We start from the raw sequence: 16514 nt of genomic DNA, 5'->3' as shown, positions 1-16514 counted from the left end.
GCTCATTTTCGAGCGGCTCTATATCATCCAAATTACAACGCATTTAACAAATCATTTAGCCCTTTATTTTCTTCTTTTTTCAAAAAGCTACCAATAGCTTCTTTAGCTTGAGTTCGTAGCTCATTACGCAGTAATTTTTCCACATCCAATTGATACTGTAAGTTATTCCAACCACCGTAAATACGCAGTGGAATATTCATATTACGCAACTGCTGAACTAAACGAGAGTCACCAGTCCATCCGCCGAGAATATTTACGCCTAAATTAACATCGATAGTTTCTTTTGGAATATTCACACGCCCCTGCCCAGTAATACTCAGCAGTGAAGACGTTGCTTTAAGAGCGGAAATATTCATATTGCCTTTATTGAGATATCCCGACACGGTGAATAAATCCACTTCTGTGAAACTGTTGGTATCTGTTGGCATATTGATTTTATTAGTGAAACGGGACACCGATTGTTGGATCAATTGCGGAATATTTAAATCCGCCAACTTAGCGCTCCGTAGTTCAAAATTAACCGGCCCTTGCCACTGATTTTTAACCGCATAATCATCGTAGCCAATACCGGATAATGCGGCATTTAATGAGATAATCCCGCTCAGTTTTTCAGGCATACTAAATGCCTTTAATACCGGAGTAAGATTAATATTATTAAATACAGGTTTTGCCGAAACCTGCGCAGGAATAGCGCTGTAGTTAATGGTGACAGGCAGTGAGAATTGCCCACCGAACGCATTACCCTCTAACTGAGAAATGGTTAAACGTGGTGTTTGGTTATCACCCTTAATTTTTACCCCGGTCATCGACATACCGCGGTAAATCAGCGTATCCATTGAGACATTAAATTGGGCGGTAAACCCGTTCAGCCCCGTTAAATCATACTTCTGCATGTTGGAACCAGAAATCACTGGTTTGACTCCTACACGCTCATTATTACTGACGGTATTTTCTGAAGCTGCACTGACTGTATTTGATTTGCCGGGAGCGGGAGCTTGCCCAATTAACGTATCGAGATTCAAAGTAGGCGAGGATAAATTCACCGTTACATCAGGAATATCGGTTAAATTGATACTGATGGTGCCTGCTAATTGGCTGTCATTTGCCTGAATGGCGAGATTTTCAAGACTAATCTCCCCTGAGTTAGCTTTTGTATACAGGAAATCTGAGGTGATTTTTCCACTAATACCATTTTCTGGTAAATCAACACCACTGAGTTGGTAATCAAATTGCGTGATTTTTCCACTTACCTGCTGAGATAATTTAGATAAATCGATATCTGATTTAATATCAAAATTAAATTCTTGTTGGTTTTTATTTAAATTACCGCTGAATTTCATCGCAACTTGTTTATCATCACTTTTTTTCAGTGACAGATTAATATTGCGTAGGTTGTATTCATCTTTTGATGTTTGCCAGATAACTAAGCTATTCGTGATATCAATTTTGCTGATATCGAGTAACCATTGGCTTTTATCTGTTGTGTCAGCAGGTACTTGGCTGCCGCCGGGGGCAACTGGGGTGTTAACCGTCGCAATGGGTTCACTTTCAGGTGTTTTGCGAATGACTGCGCCATCAATGACAATTTGTTCAACAGATAATCGATGGGAGATTAACGGCCATAAATCCACATCTAAGCGCATATTTTCAGCACTTAAAACAGGCTGGCTGGCGTTAGGTGCTGTGACTGAGACTGGGCCAGTAATGATGCTCAGTGTTGGCCATACATGCCAACGCATATCACCTTTGAAATCAAGTTGGTAACCACTTTTTTTCTCAACTTGTTGAACGAGGTAGCCTCTAAAATCATTCGGATTCACTAACATCACTAAAGCTGTTAGCCCCGCTACTACCACCACAAGTAAAATAATCAGCGTCGTTAAAAACCGTTTCATGCATCCCTCTCTTTTACTTTATTTGTCACATCTTTCGCCTGTCATTCCTTGACGCTAGCGATTGCAGACCTCTTCAAACTCCATAGAAGAGGCCGTTCGCTATCTTGCTGTATTAGTCTTGACTAATACGGCTACCAACAGCACCTTGTTGGTTTTTATACTTTGCATCTTGTCGGCTGTTATAAGGTCTGTCTGCACTGCCGGATAGCGGCTCAAAGCTTAGCGCACCAATTACCATGCCTGGACGTAATGCTAAAGGTAACTTACCTGAGTTATAAAACTCTAACACAATTTGGCCGCGCCAGCCTGGATCAATCCGGTGGGCTGTGACGTGGACCATTAATCCAAGTCTTGCTAGTGAAGAACGGCCATCTAACCAACCAACTAAATTATCGGGTAGTGTGACGGATTCTAGCGTAACCGCCAGAGCCAATTCACCAGGGTGAAGGAAGAAAGGCTCGTCATCTTTAAGAACAATTTCATCGCTCATCACACGGTCTAATGCCGCATTGACTTCATCTTTTGGTCCACTGAGATCAATAAATGCCGCAGTATGTCCACGAAAAACACGAAATTGGTTCCCAAGACGAACATCCGCAGTCGCTCCGTTGATCCGTTCAATCGGTGGACGTGGGCTAATAACAAGTCGACCTTCATCCATCCACTGAATTATATCGCGGTCACAAAGACGCATGATCACTTTCCCCCTTCATTATTTTATATATTCATGGCAGCTTATCGCTGGTGATATTTGATGCTATCAGTCCTGACAGAATTCACCAATTTTCGCTTTCAAAATATCAATCGCCACACGGTTTTTACCGCCACGAGGTACGATAATATCGGCATATTGCTTCGATGGTTCAATAAATTGTAAGAACATTGGACGAACCGTTTTATTGTACTGCTCAATAACCGAGTCTAATGTTCTTCCTCTTTCATTAACATCACGTTTGATACGGCGCATTAAGCAGATATCCAGCGGTGTATCAACAAAAATAGAGAAATCCATCTCTTCGCGTAAACGCTTATCTGTTAATAATAGGATACCTTCAATAATAATGACCTTTTTTGGTTTAAAACTGACGGTTTGCTGTTTGCGAGTATGAGCGACATAGTCATACTGAGGAATTTCGACGGCTTGACCACTTTTCAGTGCTTTGAGATGTTCATAAAGTAAACTGTGATCCATGGAATTTGGATGGTCGTAATTCACTTTGAGTCGTTCTTCCATTGGAATATCTGTTTGATCTTTATAGTAACAGTCTTCTGGAATAACACCGATATTATGATCACCAACCTTTTCTCTTAACTCCCGATATAAGGTGCTTGCAATTAGGCTTTTGCCAGATGCAGAAGCGCCCGATATACCTACAATGGTACAGTGATGCGATGTGTCAGTCATAAAATGGTAACCTGGTTAAAAATTTTAGAAATGAAGTGCATAACATCATAGTGTTATGGTTGGCGGGAATTATAGGGTGTAATGGTGCACTGTACCAGTCTATCTCGTCAAAGACTGATAAAAAAAACGCACCCAATTTTTTATTCTTCAAAGCGCAAGCTTCACGCTAAGTTTAAAACTGTTTACGCCCTTCCAAAGCCGCAATTCGGTTCTCTATGGAAGGATGCGTTGAAAATACAGAATCACCCTTGTTAAAAATATATGCCGCCTGTCTGTATGCCTGTCCGGTGCTTTCATCATCATAATCATGCTTTTGATGATCCCCTGAAATTTTCTTCAAGGCACTGATCATTGCTTGGTTATCAGAGGTTAAATCCACCGCTGCCGCATCCGCCATATATTCACGGGTACGCGATAAATAAAAATAGAGTACTTTGGTAATGATTGGCAACACGATATTCATCAATAATAAAATGGTTTGTGCTTTATTCGCTGAATTATTGCGGCTGCGTCCTGCTGAGCGAATAAACACTTGAGCAAAAACGTTCGTTACCGTCAAAATAACATTCGCTAAAATCCCCACATACAGCGTTAATTTTGAATCACCATGGATAATATGCCCCACTTCATGGGCCATTACCGCTTGAACTTCTTGGCGATTTAGCGTTTGTAATAAACCACGCGTGACGCCGACTAAAGCATTACGAGAATTCCAGCCAGCCGCAAATGCATTAGGTTCGTCAGTATCTAAAATATACAGGCGCGGTACATAACCTAATGTCGCACTTAAGCTCAGCTCTTCCAAAATATTGAATAGCTGTCTTTCTTCCGGGGTTGAAGCCCCTTCTTGGGTGATTTCCTTCGCATTCATTCCTGCAAGCATCAATTTATGCCCAAAGAAATGAATATAAAGTAAACCTAGAAATGTCAGACCAAGAATAATAAAGGTTGCCACAGGCAGTTGTTGTAATGTCGCAAATGCTATCAGGTTCGAGGTAAAATCCATTCTCTCATCTGGATGGGTTGCGGTATCCGCAAGCGAACCTATCACTAGCATCAACACAATATAACTCAACACAACTAACCGAGTACGGATATTGTTTTTACGTATAACGTTTCTAAAATCCATAATAAAACCCTGCCAATGGCAACATCCATTTAATCGAAATTAATACGGCGAGACTCTTCAGTTTTGATGTCTGCTTCGTCTAAACGCCAATATTCTTTATTAATTTTCAAGCTAGGAATAATGCCAACAATTAATGCAGCAGGCATAGAAGCGATATACGCATTATAAGTTTCTAATGAACGGTTATAGCCACGTTTAGCAAAAGAGAGTTTGTTTTCAGAAGAGACGATCTCTTCTTGTAAATTTGCCATGATCGCATCGGATTTTAACTCTGGATACGCTTCAACTGCCACATTGATAGCACCACTACTGACCATTTTAGAAAGTGCATCTTCCGCTTCACGAGCTTTATCCCCCGTCGCATTTTGTGCTTGGCTTCTGAGCTCTGTAATTTTAGTGAAGACTTCTGTTTCATGACTTAAATATTTTTTGACCGTAGCCAGTAAGCTATCAAAAACTTTACCGCGGCGATCTAATTGAACAGAAATCTCAGTTTCACTAGAAACGACTGCTTCACGTAATGCAACGATGCGGTTATAAAAATAAATAACAATCAGCACCAATACGACAATAAAAATTAAAAATTTCATAATCACCTTTTAGGCATTCGCCAACGGAATAAAGACTGAATTTTCTATATCGTTAATTTTCAGGCTAGGAAATTCACTTATGCGTCATTCTACGCAGCCTACAACAATAAAGGAACAGTTTGAGAAGAAATCAGAACAATCAAAGAATCGGATTTTATGGCAATAAAAAAGGCTACTTAGTCATTACTGACCAAATAGCCTTTATCGATGCCATTTAATTACACGGCGCGGAAAGAGATCTCCGTCGGGATCTTATCCCCTTCCCAATACATCAATGCAGAGATGTTAGACGCAATTTCGCGATAGATATCAGCGAACTCGCCTTCAGGGTCGCGCATTACGGTTGGCTGACCACGGTCTAAGTCTTCACGTAATGAAATATGCAGCGGAACCTGACCTAGCAGTTTAGTGTTGTATTTCTCAGCCAATTTTTCTGCACCACCGGTACCGAAAATAGGCTCCACATGACCACAATTACTACAAATATGTGCGCTCATGTTTTCAACAACACCCAGCACTGGCACGTTCACTTTTTTGAACATGACAATCCCTTTCATCGCATCTACTAAGGCAATATCTTGCGGGGTGGTCACAACCACTGCACCTGTCACTGGAATATTTTGTGACAGAGTCAGTTGGATATCACCCGTTCCCGGTGGCATATCGATAACGAGATAGTCCAGATCTGGCCATAGCGTATCTTGCAGCATCTGCATCAAAGCTTTACTCGCCATTGGACCACGCCATACCATCGCGTTGTCGTCAGTGACTAAGTAACCAATGGAGTTAGTAGCTAAGCCATACGCCATAATCGGTGCCATATGCTGACCATCTGGAGACGTTGGGCGCTCCAGTGTCGTTCCCAGCATATTCGGAATTGAAGGACCGTAGATATCCGCGTCGAGGATACCGACTTTTGCGCCTTCTTGCGCTAACGCTAACGCTAAGTTCACGGAAGTACTGGATTTACCCACACCACCTTTACCTGAACTCACCGCAAGAATATTACGTACACCGTTGATGCCTGGTAAATCATTGGCACGCTTCAGAGTGGTAATATCGTGGCGTAATTTCCATTCTACGGCGTGAGCACCCGTCAATTGCTTTAATTCAGCCGTTTTTTCGCTGATCAGCGTTTGGAATGGGCCTTTCCAGACAAATGGCATAACTAATTCGACATGCAACACATTGTCCAACAGCGCACAACGATGCAATGCTTTGATTGAAATCAGATTGCGCTTGAGAGTTGGGTGTGTAAATGAAGCCAAAACAGTGGAGACTTGTTCAGTCAGCAGTTCTGGTTTGTTCTGCTCGGGGGATTTATCGTTCATCCCGGCTCCTTTATTTTCTTTTTTGTAACTACACATTTTTGACTACGTTGCATGATAGCAGAGAACGAAAAAAATAGTGACCGCCTAGCGAATGAAAAACCACAAACAGTAAAAATTTGTTTCCACCTAGCGTTTTTTCCTAATAATTGCCGATTAATATTTTATTGCCCTAGCGACATTTTTATTGATCGGTTAACATCAAAGACCCTTTATTAATAATGGAAGTAAGAAAGTTACTATGTCTCAAGTCGCGAATAAATTACTGGTAACCTGTGCGTTACCATATGCTAACGGTTCAATCCATCTCGGTCATATTCTGGAGCACATTCAGGCTGATATTTGGGTCCGTTATCAGCGAATGCGCGGCAAAGAGGTTCATTTCATCTGTGCTGACGACGCGCACGGAACACCGATCATGCTAAAAGCTCAGCAATTATGCATCACGCCTGAAGAAATGATCGCTGCAATGAACCAAGAGCATCAGGACGATTTTGCAGGCTTCCAGATTAGCTACGATAACTACCACTCAACCCATAGCGAAGAGAACAAACAGTTATCTGAACTGATTTACGGCAAATTAAAAAGCAATGGTTTTATTAAAAACAAAACCATTTCACAGCTTTACGACCCAGAAAAAGGCATGTTCCTGCCAGACCGTTTCGTCAAAGGTACTTGCCCGAAATGTAAAGCGGAAGACCAATACGGCGATAACTGTGAAGTTTGTAGCGCAACTTATAGCCCAACTGACCTGATTAACCCACGCTCAGTGGTTTCAGGTGCAACGCCAGTTATCCGTGAAACTGAACACTTTTTCTTTGATTTACCTGCATTTAGCGACATGCTGCAAGCATGGACTCGCTCTGGCGCACTGCAAGAGCAAGTGGCTAACAAAATGCAAGAATGGTTTGAATCTGGCTTACAGCAGTGGGATATCACCCGTGATTCCCCGTATTTCGGCTTTGAAATTCCAGATGCACCGGGTAAATATTTCTACGTTTGGCTGGATGCGCCAATCGGCTATATGGGCTCGTTTAAAAACCTGTGTGACAAACGCAGCGATTTAAACTTTGATGAATTCTGGAATAAAGATTCTAAAGCGGATCTTTACCACTTTATCGGCAAAGATATCGTCTATTTCCACAGCCTATTCTGGCCAGCCATGTTAGAAGGCAGCAACTACCGTAAACCAACTAACCTGTTTGTTCACGGTTATGTCACCGTTAATGGTGCAAAAATGTCTAAGTCTCGCGGCACATTTATTACTGCTCGCGCTTACTTAGACCATTTCGATGCTGACTGCCTACGTTATTACTATGCAGCGAAACTCTCTTCACGCATCGACGATATCGACTTGAATTTAGAAGATTTCGTACAGCGTGTGAACAGCGATATCGTAAACAAAGTGGTGAACTTAGCATCACGTAACGCAGGCTTTATTGCTAAACGTTTCGCTGGAAAATTATCCGCAAACTTAGCGGAACCAGCGCTATACCAACAATTTGTTGATGCGGCAAAAGTGATCGGTGACGATTTCACTAATCGTGAATACGGTAAAGCCGTGCGTGAAATTATGGCATTAGCGGATATTGCAAACCGCTATGTGGATGAGAAAGCACCTTGGGTCGTTGCGAAACAAGAAGGTAAAGACCAAGAGCTACAAGATATCTGCTCGATGGGTATCAACCTGTTCCGCGTATTAATGACTTACTTGAAACCAATTCTGCCAAGCTTAACTAAGCGCGTGGAAGAGTTCCTGAAAGTTGAATTAACGTGGGATTCCATCAACACGCCATTACTGAATCACGACGTAGCGCCATTTAAAGCACTATTCAACCGTATCGAATTAGCGAAAGCGGAAGCGATGGTAGAAGCGTCAAAGCAAAGTGCTCAGCCAGCGAAGCAACTGACAGGCCCTCTGGCAGATGACCCAATTCAAGAAACCATCACTTTTGATGATTTCGCTAAAATTGACCTGCGCATTGCGCTGATCAAACAAGCAGAATTTGTTGAAGGTTCAGATAAGCTGCTGAAATTACAGTTAGATATCGGTGGTGAAACTCGCCAAGTATTCTCTGGCATCCGTAGTGCCTACCCAGATCCAAAAGTCTTGGAAGGTCGTTTAACCGTGATGGTGGCAAACCTTGCCCCACGTAAAATGCGCTTTGGTATCTCTGAAGGTATGGTGATGGCAGCAGGCCCTGGTGGTAAAGATATTTACCTACTGAGCCCAGATAATGGTGCACAGCCGGGTATGCAAGTTAAATAAGTCATTGATTGTCGCTCGAAAAATTGAGCAACAAACTTAGGCCATATCAGTACGAAACGGAGCCACTTTAGTGAGCTCCGTTTTTTTATGGGTTTTTATTTGTGATCTCTGGCACAATTTCCAAGTTAATTGTATGATGAATGCCTGTCGAGTAATAGGACAAGTCCCATGTCATTAAAACAAGTATTGAATACCGGATGGCAATATTTGCGAGCCTTCGCAATACTTTACCTCTGCCTGATCATCGGAAATGTGATTTCCAAACTGCTTCCTTTTTCCATTCCCGGCAGTATTGTCGGTATGTTGCTGTTGTTTGTCTTGCTAGCATTGCAAATAGTCCCTGCTCACTGGGCAAAACCTGGATGTAGTATCCTGCTGAAAAACATGACGATTTTATTCGTTCCCATCGGTGTAGGGATTATGAATTATTATGATTTACTCAGCCAACAGATGATCCCGATTGTCGTCTCTTGTATTGCCAGTACGCTTATTGTCATGATTGTTGTCGCGGTCAGCTCAAACTATATCCATAAAGAGCGCCCGATTGTGGGTGTGAAGCCTGATGAAGTTCCTCTTCCTCCTGAAGAACCCATATCTTCAACCATCAATAATGATAAAACCAAGGGGAAAGAGTGATGTTAGAACATATTTGGTGGTCACTGCCATTAACTATCGTTGTTTTCTATTTGGCAAGAGCGCTGTCAATTAAGTGCAAATTGCCCATTCTGAACCCATTATTGTTAACTATCGCGATTATTATTCCGCTACTGATCCTGACGAACACCTCTTATGAGCACTATTTTGCGGGCAGTAAAATACTCAATGATTTATTGCAGCCGGCCGTCGTCGCCCTCGCCTTTCCGCTTTACGAACAAATGCACCAGATTAGAGCGCAATGGAAATCCCTATTTAGTATCTGTTTTGCTGGCAGTATTGTGGCGATGTTTACGGGCGCGACTATTGCACTGTGGCTAGGAGCAACACCGGATATTGCAGGTTCAATATTACCTAAATCAGTGACAACACCGATAGCCATGGCAGTTGCCGATTCAGTCGGAGGCATCCCAGCAATTAGTGCAGCTTGCGTCCTTTTTGTCGGGATTTTAGGGGCGATGTTCGGTCATAGCCTATTTGATGTTTTGCGTATTCGCACCCATGCATCACGAGGCTTGGCGATGGGTACCGCTTCTCACGCTTTGGGAACTGCGCGTTGTGCGGAAGTTAACTATATTGAAGGGGCTTACAGTTCATTAGCGTTAATGACCTGCGGGGTGATCACCTCGTTAATTGCGCCTTTTATCTTCCCTGTTATTCTTCACTTATTTAGCTAAACTGAATCAATAAGAGAGGTTATTTACCTCTCTTATGCAAATTTCAGTGTAAAAACTTGAGATACATCTCTCATTTAATGAATTTGTTTCATTGATTGCACTCATGAAGTGATCGCGATCACATCCAATCACCCTATTAATTGAATAGAATGAAAACAATTAAATAGGGAGGGTTACTCATGCATTCAAGATTCAAGGCCGCTTGGGCCGAACTTCCAGAAAAGTTACAGTCTGTCCTAAAGCCTATTATGAACAAACCTGATTTCTCAGCCATGTTAACCGCTGAGCAAGTAAAGCAAATTAAAGCTGAGAGTGGATGCACGGACAGTGAACTCGCTTTTTCATTATTACCTTTCGCAGCGGCTTACGCTGTTACACCAATTTCTCGCTTTAATGTAGGCGCAATCGCTTGCGGAATCAGCGGTAATCTCTATTTCGGCGCAAATATGGAATTTAACCATGTTTCGATTGGTCAAACTATCCATGCTGAACAATGTGCCATTACCCATGCTTGGCTAAAAGGCGAAAAGCAATTAACCTCTATTACCGTCAACTACACGCCTTGCGGTCACTGCCGACAGTTTATGAATGAGCTGCGTGAAGGCGGTAATATCATGGTGCATTTACCAAAACGCCAAGCAGCTACACTTCATGATTATTTGCCTGATTCATTCGGTCCATCGGATCTGAATATCACCACTTTACTACTCGATAATGTGGACCACGGTTATCAAAACCAAAGTCGCGATAGATTGTTATCTGCTGCGGTTGAAGCTGCGAACCAATCTCACGCACCATACAGCGAATCTCACTCCGGTATTGCTGTGCAGTTAAAAGATGGCTCGCTGTTTACAGGTCGTTACGCTGAAAATGCTGCGTTCAACCCGAGCTTACCACCATTGCAAGCGGCGCTGATTATGGTGAATTTAGCGGGTAAAGATATTCACGCCATCGAACAAGCGGTATTAGTAGAAAAACAAAATGCAACGGTGCAGCAGTGGTGTACAACAGAAAATACCTTGCACGCGTTAGGTTGCCAAAAAGTGGAACGTGTTTATTTGGATGAATCCATTTAAATACTATTTCATTTAAACCATTTTTAATTGAAAAAATTAAATATTCAAAATTAAGACGGCGGTTATTGTGAGTTTATTAACTTCAATAACCGCCGTTTTTATTAAAACGTTATTAAAAGTTAATAAAATTAAAATGAGAATCTGGATGATGAGCTGCTATAGCCACCACTGTAGTTAAATTCAGGCATACTCGGGGCCTGAGGCACCCTAAAATCTCTATCAAACGAGCTTGATAAGTGGTCCATGGAAGACATATGGTCTCTTAAGCTATCAACGGTTCGATCCGTTTGACACTCACCTATTTGAAAATCATTTGGTCTATATACACTCACTGGGTATCCTCGGTGTTCTGAAGCCGTTATTTCAATTGGTGCATGATTATTAGAATAAGTAGTAAATGGAATATTACCGATAACATCATCTATCATGGCATTGTGTTTATTAACATTGGGACTGTAATTGGCAGATGGGGAATTAAATAATCCGGTTTCTGGCAATATATAGGCGGGACGTTCAAGGTAATATTCAGAAAGGCGATCTTTATGCTCAAAATCCGTTTGTCCAACCCAATCAGTCTGTATTGAATATTTATCAATATTTTCAGATGGAAAATCCCAAAATGATAGTCGATTAGTTCCTCTATCAATTAATGGATTTCCCGTTTCATATGCTAATGCTAGTGCTTCATTAAGATCGATTTTTAGTGAGGGCGATTCAAAAAAGTCATACGTTTTTTTAAAAGTTAATGTCACGGTATCTACTGCATTGTCTATGTCTATCACTCTTCTCATCCAGCGATGGGTTTGCAATTGTTTATTTGCAGGCGCATCATATAAACTTTCAAACATAATATTCATCGTGCTTAAACTTAATTCAGCCTCCTTTTCCGTATCACCTACAGCATCCAGCGCTTTTTGCCAGTATACCTCTCTATCCTTTTCATCAGAGATGACATTAAAAACAGGTTGTAAAGTCCATGCTTCCGCAGGTAATTTGTATTTTTTAAAAACACGCTCATGAAATGCCATTGCTTCTTTATAATTAATATCACCTGTTATTTCTGTAACACCATTTTTAAGTCTACTCCTTTGTTCATATATATAAGCATAAGCCATATCAAAACGTATTTTTTCAAGTTTAGCCTCATTGCATATTTGACCATTTTCAATTATAACTTCTTCTAAGTAGTTCAATGCAAATTTACCTGAAAAAGAATCACCTTTGACAACACTATTTGCTAGTAATGCATATCGGTCACCTTTACTAGCAAAGTACTCATACATTAATTCAGGTCTTTTAGTTAAAATTAAAATTTTTAAAGCTTTGGATGTATCAGTCCACGTTAATGTTACACTTCCTTGTCTATTGACTTCATTATTCATATGCAAACTCCTATCGTTTTATATGCTTGTAAATAAAGTTAATAACATCGCTCTTTATTTCATTCCAAATAACTAAATCTTCAATTTTTATAATGACTTCAACTTTAATTCCTAGTTTTGGAATCAGGAAATATCCATCACATTGACTATATCTGCCATCTAAAGGTATCCATAAACAATCAAAAAAATCACTTATCTCATCATTACTTACTCGCCAATAATAACCATACTTGTCATTTTCAGGATCAATATACTTATTCATCTTCTTTATCTTTACTTCATTGAAATATAGATTTAGCTTTTCATCATATGAAACATCCCCTTTAATCTTTTCCTCTCCTCTTTCAATATAAATATATCGTTTATACTCAAGATAACCTTTAGGATCACCATCGAGTGGTTCTATAGAAAATCTAAGTTTTTTATTTTTCCCATTTTCATTTTTATTAAAAGGCTTCATTTCAGGCCAGCTCATTATTAATGGCAAAACTCGAAAATTTGCATCACAACCTTTTTTATTTTCTAGAAACCTTGGGTCAAAATAGCTATAACCTTCATATTCTGCAAAGGAGTAGACATAGCTGCTAGGCACTTCAATGACTGTATCGTTAAATTTACCACAAACAAAACCGGGGCGATTATCAGCCATCGATAAAGTTGAAATTAACAAGATAAATATAGAAAAAATAAATTTTATTGGCATATTACGCCTCCAAATTTTTCAAAAACTTATTTTTTATAGCGAAAACTATCTTCAACCATCGTCATGGTTTTCTCAATTTCAATAACTAGGGGAATTTTCCTCATTCTCTTTAACCATCGCTGGCTTTTTTTACGTTTTTCAATTGAAGTACTTTCTGCCTCAGCCTTCATTTTAAACCACAAATCAACAAATATTTTCTCCTCGGATTCCCTTTCGGAATTAGCGTTCATTTCCCTCCAAAATTTGTTTCGTTCATTTTCATCAAAAACATCATAAATATCAGCAAAAAACCATGCATCGCAGGGTAAATTCGCTGCTTTAAATCCATTTTCATTGATAATTTTAGCCTCGTTAAAATTAATTCTTTCCGTTCTAACCTCTACACCTTTATTTAATTCAAACCAAGACTTTAAGTAATTCGCATATGCCAATGCAGATTCATAATGGACTTTATCCATTTTTTCTTTTGACAATGGTTGTTTATATTCATCCATAGTCACTCTTATATATTCAAGTATAATTATGTTAAAAATAGATACACTATCTTTCTTAGGCTCCGAACCTATAGATTGAAAGGAGAAAAATAACAAAATAAAACATAACAATAATTTTTTATTTTGATGCCATATTACCCCCATTATTCTCCCTCCATAATGTTAGTAAGAATAGCTTTAGTCCATATCTCACTAATTGTGTTTTCTATACTATTCATCACTGGCATTTTTCTCACTATCGATAACCACGCTATACTGTCTTTTTGTTTCTCTGATGATGAATTTGTCGCTTCTCTAATCATTGAATACCATATTTTCATTAATACTGCTGTTTCTTCATTTCTCCCGCCTTTATTTATTGCATATAGATATCCTTTCCATATTATCTCACTATCCTTCTCATCCAACGCATTAAAAATATGACTAAAAAACCATGCATCATGAGGTATGTTAAACTTATCCAGTGAAAAATAGTAAAGTTTACTTGCTTCTTTATAACCAATTCCGTCATCAAAACACTTCTTATTTAAACTAATAAAATCATAAACAATCTTTCTATAATCCTGTTTTTTGTAATCATAATTTTTCATTAAACTTGAACTTTTCTTAAATTCAGAAAAGTACATAAATTGTAATGCAATAAGAAACCTAGAAGGCTCTTTATTTTGATATTCGCCATAGGAATTACTATTTTCAATAATATTGTTTTTATTTACATCATTTGAACCATGACAAGCACATAGAAAGAGCATAAAAATAATTAACGTGAAATTCCTTATCATAAAAGCCACCAATCTTATAGTTTTATAAAAAGAAAATTAAAACTAAATGAATTAAAAACATGCGGCAATATATGATATATAAAAATATATTTAGCAGGATCAGCATCTAGCGGCCAACCACGCCATTAGCATTAATCCCCCACCTAATAGTTAAATAAATTTAATCTATAGCAAAAATGACATACTGCGTTGAAAAGATTGATATCCTGATAAAAGCATCGGCGAACTTAAATAAGCGTGATCCACTCGTTGTAATGGTAAAACAAATCCCGCCTAAAATTCCCTTCGGTGAATAATTTCCTTATCATATAAACCATAATATTCAGTAAAAAATTTAACTGTTTTGTAGCATTATTTACTGTACATATTTTTTGTTTAGCTTAGGATCTAACCTGACTGTTGCTTACTAATCGTCCGAAGAGTGATATTTCATGGAACATGAACACGAAACAAAACGTCCCCTATACATTCCTTACGCTGGTCCAATCTTACTCGAATTTCCTTTACTGAATAAAGGAAGCGCTTTTACAGAAGAAGAACGCGCTAATTTCAACCTGTATGGTTTACTGCCTGAACAAGTTGAAACTATTGAAGAACAAGTTGAACGTGCTTATCGCCAATTAATTGATTTTAAAACAGATATTGATAAGCATATCTACCTGCGTAATATTCAAGACACCAACGAAACCCTATTTTATCGCCTGATTGATGCACACTTAACCGAAGTGATGCCGCTCATTTACACGCCAACTGTGGGTGAAGCTTGCGAACATTTCTCTGATATCTATCGCCGTGCGCGTGGTTTGTTTATCTCTTATCCAAACCGTGAATACATCGATGACATGCTGCAAAACGCCACTAAACAAAACGTAAAAGTTATCGTTGTGACAGATGGCGAACGTATTCTTGGTTTAGGTGACCAAGGTATCGGTGGTATGGGTATTCCAATCGGTAAACTATCCCTGTATACCGCCTGTGGTGGTATTAGCCCTGCGTATACTTTACCAGTTGTTATTGATGTGGGTACCAACAACCCACAACGCCTGAATGACCCTCTGTACATGGGTTGGCGTCATCCACGTATTACGGGCGAAGAATACGATGAATTCCTTGAAGAATTTATCCAAGCCGTAAAACGCCGCTGGCCAAATGTGCTGCTGCAATTTGAAGACTTTGCACAAAAGAATGCGATGCCATTATTAAATCGCTATCGCGACGAGCTGTGCTGCTTCAACGATGATATTCAAGGTACCGCTTCCGTGACTCTGGGTAGCTTAATTGCCGCTAGCCATGCAGCAGGCAGCAAACTGAGCGATCAACGCGTCACATTCTTAGGCGCAGGTTCGGCAGGCTGTGGTATCGCAGAACAAATTATTGCTCAGATGAAATCAGAAGGTTTAAGCGATGAAGAAGCACGTGCACGCATCTACATGGTTGACCGTTTCGGATTACTGACAGACAAACTGCCAAACTTGCTGGATTTCCAAAGCAAATTGACGCAAAACAGCGCTAACTTGCAAGATTGGGATGTCAACAGTGACTCTATTTCACTGTTAGACGTTGTACGCAATGCGAAGCCAACAGTACTGATTGGTGTTTCTGGTCAAGCGGGTCTATTCACCGAAGAGATCATTAAAGAGATGCACAAGCACTGCCCTCGCCCAATCGTGATGCCATTATCTAACCCGACATCTCGTGTTGAAGCGCGCCCAGAAGATATTATCAACTGGACTGAAGGCCAGGCATTAGTGGCAACAGGTAGCCCATTTCCACCAGTGGCTTATAAAGACAAAGTCTTTGCTATCGCACAATGCAACAACTCCTATATCTTCCCTGGTATTGGTTTAGGCGTGATTGCATCCGGAGCGAAACGTGTGACTGATGGCATGTTGATGGCGGCAAGCCGTGCATTAGCAAGCTGCTCACCACTGGCACAAAAGGGTGAAGGTCCTCTATTACCACTGTTATCTGAGATCCAAGAAGTCTCCCGCGTGATAGCAAAACAAGTGGCTAAAGAAGCGCAAGTTCAAGGCGTGGCGACCATGACATCAGATAGCGCATTAGATGAAGCGATTGAGCACAATTTCTGGAAACCAGAATATCGTGTCTATAAACGAACTTCATTCTAAC

The 16514-nt window shown here is 40.1% G+C and carries 15 protein-coding genes; 5 read left to right on the top strand and 10 right to left on the bottom strand.

The genetic code is table 11. The features are described from left to right. Positions 1 to 32: 32 nt before the first annotated feature. From asmA to apbC, 6 genes are all read right to left on the bottom strand, one after another. A complete protein-coding gene (asmA, locus tag QS795_RS05120) occupies positions 33 to 1895 on the bottom strand; it encodes an outer membrane assembly protein AsmA (protein WP_286270247.1) in 1863 nt (620 codons plus the stop codon). Between the two features lie 112 nt (positions 1896 to 2007). Beyond that, the gene (gene dcd, locus QS795_RS05115; protein ID WP_036949679.1) at positions 2008 to 2589 is read right to left on the bottom strand and encodes a dCTP deaminase; all 582 of its coding nucleotides are present in this window, start codon (positions 2587 to 2589) and stop codon (positions 2008 to 2010) included. A gap of 66 nt (positions 2590 to 2655) precedes the next feature. After that, entirely contained in the window at positions 2656 to 3300 is a 645-nt protein-coding gene (gene udk, locus QS795_RS05110) for a uridine kinase (RefSeq protein WP_154604353.1), read from the bottom strand. 172 nt (positions 3301 to 3472) lie between these two features. Continuing rightward, positions 3473 to 4429 carry a zinc metalloprotease HtpX gene (gene htpX / locus QS795_RS05105; RefSeq protein ID WP_286270244.1) on the bottom strand — a complete coding sequence of 319 codons (957 nt, stop codon included), beginning with the start codon at positions 4427 to 4429 and terminating at the stop codon, positions 3473 to 3475. A gap of 29 nt (positions 4430 to 4458) precedes the next feature. Next, entirely contained in the window at positions 4459 to 5019 is a 561-nt protein-coding gene (locus tag QS795_RS05100; RefSeq protein WP_006660137.1) for a LemA family protein, read from the bottom strand. 218 nt (positions 5020 to 5237) lie between these two features. Then, positions 5238 to 6350, bottom strand: coding sequence for an iron-sulfur cluster carrier protein ApbC (gene apbC / locus QS795_RS05095; protein ID WP_006662269.1), 1113 nt, complete (start codon positions 6348 to 6350; stop codon positions 5238 to 5240). A gap of 238 nt (positions 6351 to 6588) precedes the next feature. Between apbC and metG the strand changes: the two genes are divergently transcribed. The 4 genes from metG to cdd all read left to right on the top strand — a co-directional run bounded on the left by metG (position 6589) and on the right by cdd (position 11023). Then, positions 6589 to 8616, top strand: coding sequence for a methionine--tRNA ligase (metG, locus tag QS795_RS05090; RefSeq protein WP_286270240.1), 2028 nt, complete (start codon positions 6589 to 6591; stop codon positions 8614 to 8616). 168 nt (positions 8617 to 8784) lie between these two features. Continuing rightward, positions 8785 to 9252 carry a CidA/LrgA family protein gene (locus tag QS795_RS05085; RefSeq protein ID WP_154604356.1) on the top strand — a complete coding sequence of 156 codons (468 nt, stop codon included), beginning with the start codon at positions 8785 to 8787 and terminating at the stop codon, positions 9250 to 9252. Beyond that, on the top strand, positions 9252 to 9947 hold the full coding sequence (locus QS795_RS05080; RefSeq protein WP_036949690.1) for a CidB/LrgB family autolysis modulator: 696 nt from the start codon (positions 9252 to 9254) through the stop codon (positions 9945 to 9947). Before QS795_RS05085 ends, QS795_RS05080 begins: the two co-directional genes overlap by 1 nt. A gap of 179 nt (positions 9948 to 10126) precedes the next feature. Continuing rightward, positions 10127 to 11023: a cytidine deaminase gene (gene cdd / locus QS795_RS05075; RefSeq protein WP_286270237.1), complete on the top strand. Its 897-nt coding sequence runs from the start codon at positions 10127 to 10129 to the stop codon at positions 11021 to 11023. A 128-nt stretch (positions 11024 to 11151) separates the two neighbouring features. On the opposite strand, the gene QS795_RS05070 is transcribed toward cdd, so the two are convergent. The 4 genes from QS795_RS05070 to QS795_RS05055 all read right to left on the bottom strand — a co-directional run bounded on the left by QS795_RS05070 (position 11152) and on the right by QS795_RS05055 (position 14384). Then, positions 11152 to 12405, bottom strand: coding sequence for a serine protease (locus tag QS795_RS05070; RefSeq protein ID WP_286270235.1), 1254 nt, complete (start codon positions 12403 to 12405; stop codon positions 11152 to 11154). 10 nt (positions 12406 to 12415) lie between these two features. Continuing rightward, positions 12416 to 13108: a hypothetical protein gene (locus tag QS795_RS05065; RefSeq protein ID WP_286270234.1), complete on the bottom strand. Its 693-nt coding sequence runs from the start codon at positions 13106 to 13108 to the stop codon at positions 12416 to 12418. Between the two features lie 26 nt (positions 13109 to 13134). Further along, positions 13135 to 13602, bottom strand: a complete 468-nt coding sequence (locus QS795_RS05060) for a hypothetical protein (RefSeq protein ID WP_230082505.1) — start codon at positions 13600 to 13602, stop codon at positions 13135 to 13137. A 143-nt stretch (positions 13603 to 13745) separates the two neighbouring features. Beyond that, positions 13746 to 14384, bottom strand: a complete 639-nt coding sequence (locus tag QS795_RS05055; RefSeq protein ID WP_286270233.1) for a hypothetical protein — start codon at positions 14382 to 14384, stop codon at positions 13746 to 13748. A 431-nt stretch (positions 14385 to 14815) separates the two neighbouring features. On the opposite strand from QS795_RS05055, the gene QS795_RS05050 reads away from it, so the two are divergent. Next, entirely contained in the window at positions 14816 to 16513 is a 1698-nt protein-coding gene (locus tag QS795_RS05050; RefSeq protein WP_154604360.1) for an NAD-dependent malic enzyme, read from the top strand. Position 16514: the final 1 nt, after the last annotated feature.

This window comes from Providencia zhijiangensis (genome assembly GCF_030315915.2).
GTDB lineage: Bacteria > Pseudomonadota > Gammaproteobacteria > Enterobacterales > Enterobacteriaceae > Providencia > Providencia zhijiangensis.
The sequence above is the reverse complement of the archived record's forward strand: the minus strand, read 5'-3'. Positions and strand labels throughout refer to the sequence as shown.

Coding starts and splice junctions, on each gene's coding strand:
- asmA (WP_286270247.1), bottom strand. CDS start 1,895: ATGAAACGGTTTTTAACGACGCTGATTATTTTACTTGTGGTGGTAGTA.
- apbC (WP_006662269.1), bottom strand. CDS start 6,350: ATGAACGATAAATCCCCCGAGCAGAACAAACCAGAACTGCTGACTGAA.
- QS795_RS05050 (WP_154604360.1), top strand. CDS start 14,816: ATGGAACATGAACACGAAACAAAACGTCCCCTATACATTCCTTACGCT.
- QS795_RS05055 (WP_286270233.1), bottom strand. CDS start 14,384: ATGATAAGGAATTTCACGTTAATTATTTTTATGCTCTTTCTATGTGCT.
- udk (WP_154604353.1), bottom strand. CDS start 3,300: ATGACTGACACATCGCATCACTGTACCATTGTAGGTATATCGGGCGCT.
- QS795_RS05085 (WP_154604356.1), top strand. CDS start 8,785: ATGTCATTAAAACAAGTATTGAATACCGGATGGCAATATTTGCGAGCC.
- QS795_RS05065 (WP_286270234.1), bottom strand. CDS start 13,108: ATGCCAATAAAATTTATTTTTTCTATATTTATCTTGTTAATTTCAACT.
- QS795_RS05060 (WP_230082505.1), bottom strand. CDS start 13,602: ATGGATGAATATAAACAACCATTGTCAAAAGAAAAAATGGATAAAGTC.
- dcd (WP_036949679.1), bottom strand. CDS start 2,589: ATGCGTCTTTGTGACCGCGATATAATTCAGTGGATGGATGAAGGTCGA.
- metG (WP_286270240.1), top strand. CDS start 6,589: ATGTCTCAAGTCGCGAATAAATTACTGGTAACCTGTGCGTTACCATAT.
- QS795_RS05080 (WP_036949690.1), top strand. CDS start 9,252: ATGTTAGAACATATTTGGTGGTCACTGCCATTAACTATCGTTGTTTTC.
- QS795_RS05100 (WP_006660137.1), bottom strand. CDS start 5,019: ATGAAATTTTTAATTTTTATTGTCGTATTGGTGCTGATTGTTATTTAT.
- cdd (WP_286270237.1), top strand. CDS start 10,127: ATGCATTCAAGATTCAAGGCCGCTTGGGCCGAACTTCCAGAAAAGTTA.
- QS795_RS05070 (WP_286270235.1), bottom strand. CDS start 12,405: ATGAATAATGAAGTCAATAGACAAGGAAGTGTAACATTAACGTGGACT.
- htpX (WP_286270244.1), bottom strand. CDS start 4,429: ATGGATTTTAGAAACGTTATACGTAAAAACAATATCCGTACTCGGTTA.